The 14884-nt window shown below is 62.3% G+C and carries 15 protein-coding genes; 7 read left to right on the top strand and 8 right to left on the bottom strand.

Features of this window, described 5'->3' with window-relative positions:
* Positions 1-50 precede the first annotated feature (50 nt).
* Positions 51-647 carry a hypothetical protein gene (locus tag ACFI9K_RS17880; protein ID WP_462664738.1) on the top strand — a complete coding sequence of 199 codons (597 nt, stop codon included), beginning with the start codon at positions 51-53 and terminating at the stop codon, positions 645-647.
* 67 nt (positions 648-714) lie between these two features.
* Here the strand turns inward: ACFI9K_RS17880 and pabB are convergent, their stop codons facing one another.
* From pabB to ACFI9K_RS17865, 3 genes are all read right to left on the bottom strand, one after another.
* Positions 715-2775 carry an aminodeoxychorismate synthase component I gene (gene pabB / locus ACFI9K_RS17875; protein ID WP_462664737.1) on the bottom strand — a complete coding sequence of 687 codons (2061 nt, stop codon included), beginning with the start codon at positions 2773-2775 and terminating at the stop codon, positions 715-717.
* Positions 2776-2784: 9 nt separating this feature from the next.
* Positions 2785-3180 carry a chorismate mutase family protein gene (locus ACFI9K_RS17870; RefSeq protein WP_462664736.1) on the bottom strand — a complete coding sequence of 132 codons (396 nt, stop codon included), beginning with the start codon at positions 3178-3180 and terminating at the stop codon, positions 2785-2787.
* A gap of 278 nt (positions 3181-3458) precedes the next feature.
* Entirely contained in the window at positions 3459-3797 is a 339-nt protein-coding gene (locus tag ACFI9K_RS17865) for an RNA polymerase-binding protein RbpA (protein ID WP_027497120.1), read from the bottom strand.
* Between the two features lie 192 nt (positions 3798-3989).
* On the opposite strand from ACFI9K_RS17865, the gene ACFI9K_RS17860 reads away from it, so the two are divergent.
* From ACFI9K_RS17860 to ACFI9K_RS17850, 3 genes are all read left to right on the top strand, one after another.
* Positions 3990-4322 carry a hypothetical protein gene (locus ACFI9K_RS17860; protein WP_462664735.1) on the top strand — a complete coding sequence of 111 codons (333 nt, stop codon included), beginning with the start codon at positions 3990-3992 and terminating at the stop codon, positions 4320-4322.
* 87 nt (positions 4323-4409) lie between these two features.
* Positions 4410-4865, top strand: a complete 456-nt coding sequence (locus ACFI9K_RS17855; RefSeq protein ID WP_027497122.1) for a tellurite resistance TerB family protein — start codon at positions 4410-4412, stop codon at positions 4863-4865.
* A gap of 206 nt (positions 4866-5071) precedes the next feature.
* The gene (locus ACFI9K_RS17850; RefSeq protein ID WP_462664734.1) at positions 5072-6709 is read left to right on the top strand and encodes a cation:proton antiporter domain-containing protein; all 1638 of its coding nucleotides are present in this window, start codon (positions 5072-5074) and stop codon (positions 6707-6709) included.
* 90 nt (positions 6710-6799) lie between these two features.
* On the opposite strand, the gene ACFI9K_RS17845 is transcribed toward ACFI9K_RS17850, so the two are convergent.
* Complete coding sequence (locus ACFI9K_RS17845) at positions 6800-7888, bottom strand: GGDEF domain-containing protein (protein ID WP_462664733.1); 1089 nt, start codon at positions 7886-7888, stop codon at positions 6800-6802.
* Positions 7889-8033: 145 nt separating this feature from the next.
* Positions 8034-9629, bottom strand: a complete 1596-nt coding sequence (locus ACFI9K_RS17840) for a DUF2207 family protein (RefSeq protein ID WP_462664732.1) — start codon at positions 9627-9629, stop codon at positions 8034-8036.
* 571 nt (positions 9630-10200) lie between these two features.
* Between ACFI9K_RS17840 and ACFI9K_RS17835 the strand changes: the two genes are divergently transcribed.
* Positions 10201-10878 carry a hypothetical protein gene (locus ACFI9K_RS17835; RefSeq protein WP_462664731.1) on the top strand — a complete coding sequence of 226 codons (678 nt, stop codon included), beginning with the start codon at positions 10201-10203 and terminating at the stop codon, positions 10876-10878.
* 376 nt (positions 10879-11254) lie between these two features.
* Here the strand turns inward: ACFI9K_RS17835 and ACFI9K_RS17830 are convergent, their stop codons facing one another.
* The gene (locus ACFI9K_RS17830; protein WP_462664730.1) at positions 11255-12073 is read right to left on the bottom strand and encodes a helix-turn-helix domain-containing protein; all 819 of its coding nucleotides are present in this window, start codon (positions 12071-12073) and stop codon (positions 11255-11257) included.
* Positions 12074-12208: 135 nt separating this feature from the next.
* Between ACFI9K_RS17830 and ACFI9K_RS17825 the strand changes: the two genes are divergently transcribed.
* Together ACFI9K_RS17825 and ACFI9K_RS17820 are read left to right on the top strand one after the other, a co-directional pair.
* A complete protein-coding gene (locus ACFI9K_RS17825) occupies positions 12209-12583 on the top strand; it encodes an SDR family NAD(P)-dependent oxidoreductase (protein WP_462664729.1) in 375 nt (124 codons plus the stop codon).
* Positions 12543-12953, top strand: a complete 411-nt coding sequence (locus tag ACFI9K_RS17820) for an SDR family NAD(P)-dependent oxidoreductase (RefSeq protein ID WP_462664728.1) — start codon at positions 12543-12545, stop codon at positions 12951-12953. The genes ACFI9K_RS17825 and ACFI9K_RS17820 overlap by 41 nt, the downstream gene beginning before the upstream one ends.
* A gap of 263 nt (positions 12954-13216) precedes the next feature.
* Here ACFI9K_RS17820 and ACFI9K_RS17815 read toward each other — a convergent pair whose 3' ends face one another.
* Both ACFI9K_RS17815 and ACFI9K_RS17810 read right to left on the bottom strand, forming a co-directional pair.
* The gene (locus ACFI9K_RS17815) at positions 13217-13561 is read right to left on the bottom strand and encodes a nuclear transport factor 2 family protein (protein ID WP_462664727.1); all 345 of its coding nucleotides are present in this window, start codon (positions 13559-13561) and stop codon (positions 13217-13219) included.
* A 78-nt stretch (positions 13562-13639) separates the two neighbouring features.
* On the bottom strand, positions 13640-14824 hold the full coding sequence (locus ACFI9K_RS17810) for a GNAT family N-acetyltransferase (RefSeq protein ID WP_462664726.1): 1185 nt from the start codon (positions 14822-14824) through the stop codon (positions 13640-13642).
* Between the last annotated feature and the right edge of the window lie 60 nt (positions 14825-14884).

Below are 14884 nucleotides of genomic sequence, written 5' to 3'. Positions count from 1 at the left end.
GTTCGATACGAATGCGGTCGAATGCTCGTTACTACAACCAGGGGACAGAAGTGAAACTGATCAGAACAGCTACGGTCGCGGTGGCGTTGACCGCCGCGGTAGCCACCGGGGCCGGCCACGCCGTAGCAGACCCGTCGTCGGACGCAGTGAACTACCAGACGTCGGTCAACCCGGATGGAACCGTCAAGACCATCCTCGACGCCGGATTGTTCCGAGTCGATGCGGACAACGAGACGGTAGCGATCATCGATCAGTCCGGTGCCACTCTTGCATCGGTCCCGCTGGAATACACCATCAACGGCACGGTCTACTCGATCGCACCCCTGATCGGTGCCGAGGGTCGCGAATTGACGTTGACTCCGCAGACTGTCCCGGTCGCTGACACTGCGGGTCCTCGGACCAAGCAGCAGGCGTTCGACAACATGGTGAACCAGCTGGCAATCGGCTGGAACAACGGCGGCGGCGTGGGTACGGCCATCGGTGCGGGCCTCGGCTTTGCAATCGGCTGCGTATCGATCTTCCCGAACTTCATTTCCGGTTGCATCATCGGAACGGTCATCGGGACAGTGGCCGGAACGGTGATCGGGATCAACAACGGCAACCCGCAGGCACAGCCCGCGGTCTTCGAGTACTTCACCACTCCGTAAGGCGCGCGAGCGCCGCACGGTCGCGAGCTGGAACAAGGGGTGGGGCGCACGCGCCCTGCCCCTTCTTCTACTTTCGGCCGGTCAGCGCACGGCGCATGGACACAGCCTTGATCATCGTTTCCTCGAACTCTTCGTCGGGATCGGAGAGCGCGACGATCGCACCGCCCACCCCGTACGTCACCTCGTGTTCGGTGGCGACGATCGTGCGAATGACGATGGAGAAGTCCGCGGTACCCGTGATCGAGAAGTATCCGATTGCACCCGAATACACTCCGCGCGGACCGTCTTCGAGCTTGTCGATGATCGCCATGGTTCGGATCTTCGGTGCACCGGTCATGGATCCACCCGGAAACGCAGCGCGGATACAGTCTGCCGCCGAGGCGTCGTCGCGCAGGCGACCGCGAACTGTCGACACCAATTGGTGTACCGGAGCATAGGTTTCGACGTCGAACAATTTCGGTACGTGCACCGAACCCGGAATGCAGACCTGAGCCAAGTCGTTGCGGACCAGATCGACGATCATGAGGTTCTCGGCTTTGTCCTTCTCGTTTGCGACGAGGTCGGCTTTCAGCGCGTTGTCCTCTTCGGGGGTAGCTCCGCGCGGACGAGTTCCCTTGATGGGCTTGGATTCCACGATGCGATCCGCGTCGATTCGCAGGAAGCGTTCGGGGGATGCGCTCAAGACCGAGACTTCGGGAAAGTTCAAGAAGGCGCTGTACGGAGTGGGGTTGATCTCGCGCATGTAGGAATAGGTTGCCGCAGGATCGATGGACCCGGCCACCGTGGCGGTGTTCGTCAGGCAGACTTCATAGGTTTCACCGGAGCGGATTTCCGCGAGGCACTGTGAGATCAGATCGAGGTAGTGGGCACGATCGTGTCGAAGCCTCGGCTCGAGCGAGTGCTCTGCTCCGAGTAGGGGAGTACCGGACGCGCCCGCGCCGGATCTGTCCGCCCGTGCGGCTTGCCCGGTCAGTGCGCGCAGTGTGGCGGTCACCGAGTCGAACCACTGCGCCAAGACTGGATCACCGGGTGTGGTGGCCAATCCCATCAAGTACAGGGTGCCGGCCTCGTGGTCGAACACCAGAGCGCGATCCGCGAAGACCATGGAAGCGTCCGGGGTGGCGGCTGTGTGCACCAATTGTCCGCCGGTGTCCGCTTTCAACTCGTAACCGAGGTATCCGACGTAACCCAGTCCGAAGGCGAACGGAAGGTCGTGGCGAGGGGGAGTGGCACGCTCGCGCAATCGGTCGTCGATGTAATCGAAGAACGTGGAGTGAACGAGTTCGGTCGAACCGTCGGAACCTTCCACGGTCACGGTGGTCTCGGCGACAGAGTAGGTGACGTACTCCGCGTGGGGGCCCGAGCAGTCACCCATGACGGTGAATCTGCATTCGGGCTCGAGTGCAGCGCTGCCGTCCAGCCAGAAACTCTTCTTGCCGTTCGCGTAGAGCGTCTCGAAAACCTGCTCGGGATCGAAAGTTTCGTCGAGCGATCGCGTTTCGATGGTGAACATCGAATGCTGGGTACCTTCGGCACTCGAGGCGCTCGACTGCGCCAACGTCAGGTCTCTGAAGTTGGCGAGCAGTTCGCGTCCGTATTCGGTGCTGATGGACTCGGGGTGGAACTGCACTCCCCACATCGGCTTGCTGCGATGCCTAACTGCCATCACCAGACCGTCGGGTGTCCACGCGACTTCTTCGAAATCCGCGGGCGTCTGCGTCACGACCAGTGAGTGATACCGAACTACCGAGTAAGGCGACGGAATCCCGGCGAACAGGTCGACACCGGTGTGAGTGATATCGGTGATCCTGCCGTGCATCGGTGCCGGTGCGAGATCGACGCTGCCGCCGAACAGGTGGCACAACCCCTGGTGCCCGAGGCACACACCGAGAATCGGTAGGCCCGATTCACGGATCACCCGACTGCTGATGCCGAAGTCCTGCTCCAGATCAGGGCGTCCTGGCCCGGGGGAGATGACCACGTTGTCGTAGGCACCGAAGTCCAGAGACGACCACTCGGCGTCGTTCTTGACCACTGTCGGCGGTCGGCCGTTGACCTCGGCCAAGAGGCTGTACAGGTTGTAGGTGAACGAATCGTAATTGTCCACGATCAGAGTGTTGATGGTCATCGGAGTGCTCTACCGTTCGCTCTCGAGGCCCGACCCGGACGCCGGAGAATCGATGATCAGATCCTCGACGCGACACGCTTCGGCAATCATCGATCGGTACAGCTCTTCGAGGAAGTCGGGGGACAGGCCGTTTTCGGACGCGAAGTCTCTGGCTCGTTCGGTCACCAATCCGACGCGGCCGGGTTGCATCATGGGAATGCCGTGTTCGCGTTTTACGTGTGCAACTCGGACACACACATCGATGCGGTCTCGAATTGCCGCGCGAAGCACTTCGTCTATTCCATCCAACTCGCGCCTCAACTCGGCAAGCTTCGACTCGCCCACCGCACGATCACCTTCGAGATTCGCCTCGGAGGCAGCTGTGCGCAGAGCGTCGTTGGAACGTTGATCAGAATCCTGGCTCACGAGATAATGCCCCCTGATGGTTCGACTCCAGTGGTGATGACTATCGGATTATGTCGACGATTGTTACGACGACCATTGCCGATCATCTACCTACATGTTCGAGCAATACTCGATCATGGCACCTCGGTCGGTTTTACCGCCACTCAAATGGATCGAAAACGGCCGCAAGGCGACGTTGAACACATCGCACGCCGTTCGAAACAAACGCTGAGTTCGTATGAAGACAAAAAACTGCACCGCCGGATTTCTTTCGATCCAGCGGTGCAGTCGATAACTGTCTACGCTCCGCGGCGCTTGACCTTCAACAGGTCCAAGCGTTCTTTCAGAAGTTCCTCGAGTTCGTCGACCGAACGTCGTTCGAGCAACATGTCCCAGTGGGTGCGCGGCGGCTTGACCTTCTTGGCCTCCGGCGCCGTTCCCTCGATCAACGATCCTTCGAGACCGTTTCGGCAGGCCCAGGTACCGGGAATTTCTGCGTCGTCGGCAAAGGGGACGTCGAACTCCTCGCCGTTGTCGCACCGGTAGCGCGCCACACGACGAGGGGCCAGGTCGTGATCACGATCGGTCTCGTAGCTCACGGCTCCCAGTCGGCTACCTCGAAGTACACGATCTGCCATGGTGAAGTCCTCTCCATCGATAGTAGGTACGCGCGTCGGTGTCATCCGTCGACACCGAGCTACACCGTCTACCCACTGATCTACAACGTCGCCGCGTGTCGGTTCGTTCCCGGGCCGGTGCGCCCCGGTGCGATGCCATCGTCGCAGCTGGTGAATGCATCTTACCTTCCGGCCGCAGTAGGCTGAACGACCATGTCCGTCAAAACACGCCGTGACCACACGTGCGCATGGTGCGGACGCCCCGTCGCAGACTCCGGGACCGGACGTAAGCGACGGTATTGCCGTCAATCCTGTCGCCAACGTGCCTACGAGCAGCGCAGTGCGATCAAAGGGACCTCGATTCCCGACGACGCAGTAATCCTGACGGCCGACGAGGTGTCGGCGGCGGCCGATCGAGCGTTCGAGGTCCGCTGCGCAGCCGAGGACGTCGGTACAGCGGTCACAGAAGGTGCGGACTCGGTGGAATTGCAGCGCCTGTGTGCCGAATTGTTGACCAAGGCCCGCGATGCGGAGCGACTGCGCTGAACGACGGGCCCGGTTTCCTCGACGGTGCCGTGGACAATGGACGGGGTTCGCGCGTGTGCGCGGATACCGAACACGAAGAGGAGCTCCATGGCGTTCTGGGATCAACTCAAGTCCAAGGCACAGGAACTGAACGGGCAGCTGCAGACCAAGACCAGCCAGTTCAAGAACAAGGAATTCGCCAACGGCAGCATGGCCATGTGTGCGCTGATCGCGGCAGCGGACGGCACCATCGACCCTGCCGAGCGCCAGAAGACGGCAGCGCTGATCGCCGGCAACGAGGCTCTGCGGGTGTTCGAGTCGGATGAGCTTCGTCAGAAGTTCGACTGGTACTGCGACAAGCTGCAGGGTGACTTCGACTTCGGGAAGGTCGAAGCAACTGCCACGATCGGCAAGCTGAAGTCCAAGCCCGACCAGGCGCGTGCCGTCATCCAGATCGGCATCATCATCGGCGGCGCCGACGGCCATTTCGACGACCACGAGAAGGCTGCCGTCCGCAATGCGTGCTTTGCCGTAGGAATCGATCCGGCCGAGTTCGAGCTGTGAGACGTAGCTACCGGTAGAGACGAAGCATTCGGTCTCGACCACCTTGATCGGCGAAGTCACGTCTTCGTCGGTCGCCGTTGCCGTCCGAACGTCACGCGCTGTGAAATGCCAGGAATGCCGCGATACTGGGCACACTCCGACTGTATGTGCCGATGTCGTCGATCCGTTGGAGATTCGGTTGCGACCCACCAGCAGAGAGACCGTGCATGACAGTTGCTGCGATCTACCTCGTCATCGCCTTCGGTCTGGGCGGACTCGCCATGGCTGCTCGTCTACCTCCGCTCGTCGGCTTCCTGGCAGCCGGTTTCGTCATCAACGCCCTCGACGTCGGTGAGATGCCCCAACTGGAACTGATGGCAGATCTAGGCGTCACATTGCTGCTGTTCGCCATCGGTCTCAAGCTGGACGTACGCATTCTGCTGCGCCGTGAGGTGTGGCTGACGACGTCGATACATCTGGTTGTCAGCGTCGTACTCGGAACCACCGTCCTGTGGCTCGCAGCCGTCGCCGGGATGGCCATGCTGTTCGGGCAGAGCACCACGACGATAGCGTTGCTCGCCTTCGCAATGTCGTTCTCGAGCACCGTATTCGTCGTCAAAGTGCTCGAAGAACGAGGCGAATCGCACGCACTCTACGGCCGCGTGGCGATCGGTGTACTCGTGATGCAGGACATCGTTGCCGTGGTGTTCCTCACCGTCACCAGCGGCACCCTTCCCAGTCCGTGGGCGGTGACGCTTGTTCTCCTGTGGCCGCTGACTCGACTATTGCGCCGAGTGTGGAGCGGTTTGGGCCACGGCGAGATGCAGTCGCTCTTCGGCATAGTGATGGCCCTGGTGCCGGGCTATGCCCTGTTCTCCGCCCTGGGACTCAAGGGAGACCTGGGCGCGTTGATCATCGGCGTCCTCCTGGCTTCGCATCCGGCCTCCTCCGAGCTGTCCCGATCGCTGTTTCATATCAAGGAACTGCTGCTCGTGGGCTTCTTCGTGTCCATCGGCCTGTCCGGGCTACCCGATGTTCCCAGTCTCGGTGTCGCCCTGCTCATGGTGCTTCTGTTGCCGCTCAAATCGGTGCTGTACCTGGCCCTGTTCGCCCTGATGAAGCTCCGGTATCGAACCGCCCTGCTTGCGGGATTGAGCCTGATGAACTACTCCGAATTCGGTCTGATCGTCGTGTCGGTCGGAGTGACGACCGGGCTGTTGGCCCCGGCCTGGCTGGTCGAGATGTCGATCGCCGTGGCGTTGAGCTTCGTGGTGTCGGCGCTCGTGAACGGTCGAGGGCACCTGATGGTGGAGAAGATCGCGGCTCGACTACCCGATCAGGACGATCGGAGTCTGCACCCGGAGGAACGTTCGGGGGATGCGGGCGACGCCGAGGTGGTCGTGATCGGAATGGGACGCGTGGGGTTCGCGGCGTATCAGCGGCTCACCGAGCACTACCGGCTCAGCGTGGTGGGAGTCGACTACGACGGTCCTCGGATTCGCCGACTCGCCGAACAGGGCCTGCGGGTGCTGGAAGGCGACGCCACCGATCTCGATTTCTGGAATCAACTTCGGCGCTCGGAGTCCGTGCGAATCGCCGTACTGGCGATGCCACGTCATGGAGCCAACGTCACAGCACTCGCATGTCTCCGCGAATCCGGTTTCAGCGGAACCGTCGCCGCCGTCGCCCGCTACGACGACGAGGTTCAGTGGGCCAAGGAACACGGTGTGGATATCGCATTCAACGTCTATGCCGGTGCCGGGTTGGAACTGGCCGACCAAGTGGGGCATTCGGCCCCCGAATACAACGGTGATCACGTCGACTCCGAGACCGTCGAGCCGCGCACGCCGGACAGCAGCGGATGATCGGCGCGGCGAGTGCTCCAGGCGTCCGCCCAATACGGCTACCGGCGAACTCGGTTGTGTGCCTGCGCCGTTACGGATGTGGGGGAGTCGTCAGCCCGGCGCAGAGCCGCGGTGATCGATCTGTTTCCTGGCGCTCTTCGCGCGGTACATCGCCCCGTCGGCGGTTCGGAGCAGGCCCAACACGGCCTGCTCCGACCCTTCCGAGTGGGTCTCGGTGGTCGCCGAGCCCACGCTGACCGACAGCCCCGACAACATTCGTGTGTCGGACAACGCAGCCACCAGGGCCTCGACACCAGGCTCCGTGGTCCCCGGTTCCGCGACGCAGACACAGGCGAACTCGTCGCCGCCGAGTCGGGCAACCACCCACTTGTCAGCGGTGACCGTGCGCAGATGTTGCGCCAGATCCACCAGAACAGCGTCGCCGGTGTGGTGACCGAAGGTGTCGTTGAGATGTTTCATTCCGTCGACGTCGAGCACCACAGCACTCATCTCGACGGAACGATCTTTGTGCGCATCGAGGAGCACGATGTCGACGGCAGCGAAGAGACCGCGACGATTGCACAGGCCGGTGAGCGGATCGACCAGCGATTGTTTTGCGCGCGAACGTAATTCACTGACGTAGATGACCAGCACCATCGGTGCCGCGAACATGAGCAGCATGGTGAGAGCGTGAGCCGCCACGACCCACATACTGGCGGCCTCGTTCAGGGCTGCTCTGACGGAAACGATCACGAGAACGGCAACGGTCGCAGCCATGTGCACCCAGTAGACAAGTGGTCGCACGGCTATGACAGCGAACGTGGTGACCACTGCGAACAGCACGGTGCCGCCGATTGCGGTGAGCAGATCCTGTTTGAGCAGCAGGCAAGCACCTATGGACACGTCGGCGTAAATTACGTACGCCACGAGCAACTTCGAGGAGGGCCAGCCACCGAGGAACCATCGGAGTGACACGGGAAGCGTCGTGAGGCTGACGAGCACCACGACAACCACGCCGATGCCGTCGTATTCCTCGGTGGGCGCACTGAGGAGCCCGATCAGTCCGATAACGACAGTGGCCAGGCCGATGAAGAATTGCGTAATTTTGACTCGGCCCCCGTCGAGGTCGAGCACGACCGGATTGTCCCGTCGAGATTCGGACGGATGAAACTCGGCAAACAGTGCGCGTACAGCGATCATGAGAACCCCTGGTTGGAGATTGTGCGCCTCCTAGCACCGTAACCGGGCAAGGGTAGCAGGATCGGACATTGCCGATGTTCGCTTCCTCGTTCAGGGCGTGCTGAACCGTGTCCGATTCGATCGAGTTGGGGTATCCAGCCATCGATCAGGTACTGCCGGCCGCTCCGCCTCCTCCACCTGCACCGCCACCGGAAGCAACGGATCCACTACCACTGGAGACGAACACCCCGGAGAACGCAGCCCAGGGGAGGACCACCGGGTCGCCCGTCGCATAGTGGGCACTCTCGGGTGATGTGAAGGCTCGTAGCGGCGTCTCACTGCCGGGGTCGGTTGCGGCCTCGAGTTGTTTCCGAAAGAACGAGGCCAAGCCGAGTGCAACGATGTCGGGCAGAGCTGCGTTCAGGTCGACCGATTCGTCGTTGTCCTTTGCGGCCTGCTTCAATCCGTCCCGGTACGCCTCCCAGGGGCGAGCGGCGTCGCGGCCCGCGACCGAGAACCGTGAGTACGCGATCGCCGCCGCCAGACCCGCGACGAACAGCAGGGCCGACAGCGCTACCGCGAGCCACATCGTCGGGGCACCCGACGTCGCGACAGCGATTCCGCCGATTGTCAATGCGCCGCCGAGTACGCCGAGCCCTCCCAAGGCTGCCCGGCGTCGGCCTGTGCCGTCGGCAACGAATTCGCCGGCGCGAAGAGCTCTGTCCACAACTTCTTTCGTTGCGCCGGGGCCTCGAGCAATCTTCTTCAGCTCGTCGCCGCGTACGACATCGTCCTCGGCATGTTCGGCAAGCATCGACCAGACCGCCTGTTGAACCTCTCCGCGCGCACGTGTGCGGTCGACAAGCCTGACACTGACGGTGCCCTTGTCGAACTTTCCGGGTTTCTTGTCCTGCTCGAAGGCGAGCGCGTCGGCGGCGGCAAGCGCCAGTATCGTCCCGGGTACACCGCTGGGCTGCGCGCTGCGGTGTACGAGGGCGGTCGCGACTGCTGCATCGGTGGCCTGGTCCGGGCGAACCGTGGTCGGAGATTGCCGAGAGACAGTCGGTTTCGCGCGGCCTCGAAACACCGTTCCCACCACGAGCAACCCGAGAATCGCGATCACGGAACCGGCCCACGGCAGCCATGTGGAGCCGGGACCGTCGGCGAACCGGTCCAGTGCCGTGACAGGTGGACCGTTACGGATGTCGGACTCCAGGCGGTCGATTCCTGCGGTCAGGCTGCCTGCGACGTCACCGTCTCGCAGCGGCGGAATCAGTGCGTCCTCGATGATGGCCTCTTGTTCGTCCCGCGGAACGTTGCCGTCGTCGTATGTGGTGCCGAGGAAGATGCCCGCGCGAGCCTCGTCGACCTTGCCCGGCTCCCGGTTGATCAGAATCGCGCCCGCGGTGTCCTGGTCGACGCCTGTCGCGGACACCCATCTCTGCTGCAGGTCTTCGACCTGATCCAGCGTGTCATCGGAGTCCGCGTCGAGTTCACGCACGTACGCGATCACGTCCGCTCCGGTGTCGGATTTCAACGTCTCCAGCCGGCGTTCGATGTCGGCGGTTTGCGACGGATCGAGCGAGTTACCGGTTCTGTCGTAGACACGCTGACCGGAGTTCAGACCCTCGAACGCGGCATCTCCGCCGGACGCGTCGCCGGAGCAGGCCACGAGACCGAACGACGCACAGAGAGCAATCAGGACGATGGCAACTCGGCGGTTCGAACGTCGACGACGGGATGGTGCAGGAAAGGCGTCCATCGCCGAATGCTAACCAGAATTCGTGTGCGGTAGCCAGCACATTCGACCGACGGCACGGTGAATATCGAGATGCCGAGCGCCTGTACCAGTTCGTCACAGTGACGAAACGGAACGAATCAAGGGGAGAGGAAAGTGGGGTGGACCGCCCGAACCGACGCGCACCGACCTGTTGCATCGGACAGACAGGCCAGGCATCGTCTGCGCCGGAGGTTCACCGGCGACGGGACGGGTTCGTGTCGACCATTCCGGCACCGCCGAGCGTGCGTCGCAACGAATCAGCTATACAACGACGAGGCACGTCGGATTGGTTGATGTCGACCAAAACCGCCTGGGTCCACTGAACTGCAGGTAGCCGTTTTGCCGATAATCAACATTATGTCAACTAGCACGCCCGGGCACCCTCTCCTGCAGAGTGAACCGCGACGAACCATCCCATCGCTCTGACCTACATGCAACGGCTCATGCCCGTTCGACGGACATCTGGATCCCGCCGGAGACCGATTCGGCGCGCTCTTCGGATATGTTCCGCTGCAGAACAAAATGACCGCGTGGCGAGGGTTGTGGAGACCGAGTGGATGCAGCACAAGCGGTGATCGCGTTCTACATCGCGATCTGGGTCGGAATGTCGGCGGTCGCGGCGATCGTCGGCAAACGAAGAGCACTGTCTTGGGTGGCCGCCGTCGCATGGACCTTCCCTGCCGCCTGGCTGACGCTGATCGGGGTATGGATTCTTCCGGACCGAAGTGTGTACGAGCGGACGACCTCGGTCGCACCGGCCGAGCTGTGGCCAGTTCACCTGACGTTGGCCGTATGGGTACTGCCCTTTGCCGCCGTGGCCGTGTGGCTGCGAAGCAGGAACGCGATTCGTAATGCGTGCACGGTTTGTGGGATCGCCGTCGCGACGGGCGTAGCAGTGACCCTTTTTCAGATCGCCAACCCCGACGAACTGATCTTCCTGACAACTCGAAGCAGCCGGCCGCATCTCGACATCATCGTTGGCTGTGGCCTCGGCGTCATCGGGATCGTTCTCGTCGCGAGCGTCGTCCGGCAGCCGGCAGCATGTCACGTCAACCGTCTTGTTGCCTGCGCGCTCATATTCGGGAGCGCGGGCGTGACCAACTCCATAGGCGGTCTGCTCTGGCTCAGTTGGCTCTGCGTTGCCGCCGCAGCAGTCGCTCTGGTTATCGCAGCGATCCACGCCGATCGTCGACGCCGAGAGCTTCGATGTCACGTGGAGTGCGCAAGTTGAATCAGGCAGGGTGGTTACCCGCGCTCGGCGTTATCGAAAGCCAGGCGGCTATGTGATCCCCCCGGTCTGCGCATGACGGAAGATCACATGCTTCTCCCCCGCACACGCAGCACCATCGCACCAACGGTCTTCGGCACCGATCGCCGAGCCTGCAATGTCTCGAATATGCTCTCTCGCAACCGATACGAGTGCGGTCGCTTCGATGACACCATCGACGGTGATGTTCTGTGTGATGACCAGCTTGCGCATAGTCAACTGATACCACCGCGGTAGCGGACGAACCATGTTTTCGGACAATAGGTTCGGACTACAAAGCACCGATTCGGAACTCGACGAACCGAGCCGATGAGGACCACTCCCTCGGCTGCGAATGTCGTCACGGTGCTGCAGTGAGGTGCGCCAGGGTGCATAATTTGTCGTGGCTGCTGCTGCCATGGTCAGCGTAGTACAGCACGAGAACGAGGCCTTCGACCGGCAATTTGTCCCTGTGCAGTCGCATCTCGCCGACAACGGGGTGATCGACGACGAGAGATCCACCCGTCAGTTCACGGACGTCGTGTCGCGCCCACAACTCGCGGAAACGGCCACTGGCGACCGACAGCTCGCCGACCAACTCCACGACGCGAGCGTCGTCGGACGCGTCGCCGATCGAGTTGCGGAACGACCCTACGAACGACGCGGTCGCTGCCTCCCAGTCGCGATGGAAGCTGCGTTCCTCCGGGTCGAGAATCAGGGAACGTAGGCGGTTCTCCCCCGGCCGCAATCTGGGTGAGAAGGCCGACGCCAGAGCGTTGGCTGCGAGCACGTCGTACGTTCGCGCTTCGATGAACGCCGGTACGTCGATGGCGGCCAGCAATTGGTGCAGTCGGGCCGGCACCCGCTCGGGACGTTTGCGCCGCAATCTCCGTGACCGCGGCTTCACGAACTCCAGCAGATAGTTCTCCTCCACCTCGTCGAGGAGCAACACCCGGGCAAGGGCGGTCAACACCTGAGGCGACGGATTGGCATCGCGACCGTGTTCGAGGCGCAGGTAGTAATCGGAACTTATGCCGGCCAGCATCGCGACCTCCTCGCGACGAAGACCCGGAACTCGTCGACGGGCACCACCAGGAAACCCGGCTTGCTCCGGCGTGACCAGCGCTCGACGCGCTCGAAGGTAGTCGCCCAACCCACTGGAGCCCTCGGCAGTGCTCATACGGCCACAGTAGACACCCCGAATGGGCCGAGACGGGGTCCTGTCACTCCCTGGATGGGCGGGGCATCGTGTTGCGACGGCGGATGGCCGGATTCTGGACGAGTACTGATCCGTCTAGAGGGAAGTAGGGCACTGGTGGATACCGCGAACCGCACCGTTCTCATCGTCGGAGGAACATCCGGCATCGGGCTCGGACTGGCACGACGCTTCGCATCGGCGGGTAGCACCGTCGTGGTCGGCGGACGTCACACGGAGCACATCGACGATCTCGAAACCGTCACAATCGATGTAGCCGAACCGGATTCGATTCTGCAGGCCCGCGATCGTGTGCTGTCGGAACACCCCGACCTCGACGTCGTCGTGACGATGGCAGGAGTGATGATCCCCGAAGACATCCGAGATCCGGCACACCTGGCAGACGCGGAGACCACGATTCGAATCAATCTGCTGGGCACCATTCGAGTGGTCGATGCCTTTCTCCCCCCACCTGATGTCTCGCGCCGACGGTGACATCGTCACCGTCTCCTCAGGAATTGGTTTCCTCCCGTTCCCGCTGATGCCGACCTACGGGGCGTCCAAAGCAGGCGTTCATTCGTACACCGAATCTTTACGAGCACACCTGAACGGCACCGGCATTCGAGTCACCGAACTCATCCCACCCGCAGTCGCGAACGCGGGACAGGAGAAGCTGAACCCGGCTGCATTGCCACTGCACGATTTCCTGGACGAAGTCATGGCAATCTTCGCAGAGAACCCACAGCCGAACGAGGTCATCGTCGAAGCTGCCGAACGACTGCGGTGGGCAGAACGCGATGGGATCTACCCGGAGTTGCTGCAGCAACGATCGCGGTCGCTCGATACTCTCGCCGGGCACCAGTAGGTGTTCCTGAGTTCCGGTGTCGGTTTCCGCGGAGTGGCAGCATCTCGGTTGGCGAAATCTAACCTACGACACAGCGTTTCATTCGATCGAATGTCACCCAGGTTCTTCTCCAGCGCGTCGATCACGGCGCTGTTGCCCAGGATCAACCAGCGTTGCGGCCGGTCCTGGGCAGTGAGGACCACACGGTCCCCGCCTCCAGCGCTGCTCGGCGCACGCCATTTCGGAGCCGACGGGTGTACCGCCGGTGATGAACCATCGTCTGGTCATGGCTCGATCACCAACCGGTCGATCAGAGCGCCATCCAGAGTGAAGCGGTAGTGCAGATCTGCAACTCCCCCAGGGAAATTGCCTTCCAGGTGCTGTGTGAGGTCGACAGTCGTCCCGGTCATGGTCGCTCCGGTGAACTGTGTTGTGTATGTGTACTCGCTCTCACTGACCGAAGCGGTCAGCCAGGCCTCGATCTCGTCGCGGCCCGAGTGGTCACGGCCCTCATCCGTCACCACGGCATCGACGGTGAACACGGTCAGGGCTCGAGCACCGTGACGGGCGTCGAGTGCTGTCATGAAGCGCTGTACGTTATCCGGGAGGCTGTCCCATTCTGTGGTCATGGCATCACGATGGAGCTTCCCCCAGGGGGAGGGTCAACACCGAGTGGGCACACTGATGTCCTCGGCCGACAAATGCCTTCACGTGCTCTTGTAGATGCTCACCGGTGTAGCCGGGACAGACCGCAGGAAGCACCGAGCGGACTCCAGCCGATCGGCATCGTAGTAATTCCATTTCGCAGCAGGCACATCCTGGCGCGATACCTCCGCGAATCCCCGTCGCACGAAGAAATTTGCAGCTTCGCCGCTGACGGTTACCGCAAACAGGTTCGCGATCTCCCGCTCGCGACAGAGATCCAACAATCCGTCGATCAGCAGGCCACCAGCTCCGAGGCCTGAAAACTCCGCGACCGTGATCAAGCCCGAGACCTCGCCGAATCCCGTGCCGGCATATCGGTCGACCTCGAGTCCGACGATGCCGGCCAGGTGTCCGGTGCGTAGGACCCGAGCGCCGAGACCACCGGCAGCCATCCTCGCGATCTCGATTCGGCTGCGCCGCTTCAGAACGCCTTCTCGAACTCCCTGAGCGACCAGCGCCTCGATTGCCGGAAAATCGTCCACTTGAAGCGAGGCCAGGTGAAGGTATCTCCCCTGGGTCAGTACGGTACCGCGACCATCGAAGGTGAACAGCTCGAATTCGAGATCCTCTGCGCGGCAAAGGTTCACGCTGTATGCGCCACCCGCGAGAGCTACCTGCGCCGCGTGCGGAAATTCGTCCAGGCCGCGTGTTGTCAGATGACGGGAGAGCCGCTCACGGTGCACGTCGATATCCGCGAAGCTACGAGTCGGAGTCCCCCAGCCGCCGCCCGGATCGGTGAGCACCATCTTGGACGCTCGAACGCTTGCCGCTACCGACCCGGCGGTGCGTGCGACGCCGGAGGCATCGGTTCCGATCACGACGCATTCCGAGTCCGCGATGGCTAGCCACAGACGAGCAACCGCCTCGCCGGTCCACGCCGTCGAACCGTCCATAGTCAGTCCACCGACCGCAAGGGTGGTTTCCGGAACGTATTCGGACGGCACGACGAAGATGAACCGCGTGTCCCCCGCACCGAACTGACCTACCGTGCGGCTGACGGCGTCCAGGCCATTGGCGCTCACTACGGGTAGCGCGACCACGATGGTGACCCCGCGGAACTCTTCGATGAAGAAGTCCCGCTCGGAGACAGGCACGCCACTGGCAGTCAGCTCGACCGCCGCTTCCAGCGGTGCCGTCCGCCTCGCCCTCGCGGTGCGTGGATTCGCTCGAAAGTCATCGTTCGTCATGATCGCTTCAGTCTTTACTGTTTTTGTCGGACACCGCAACGCGCACGAAAGTCAGGTGCC

The organism is Rhodococcus sp. PSi06, from assembly GCF_054960675.1.
The sequence above is the reverse complement of the archived record's forward strand: the minus strand, read 5'-3'. Positions and strand labels throughout refer to the sequence as shown.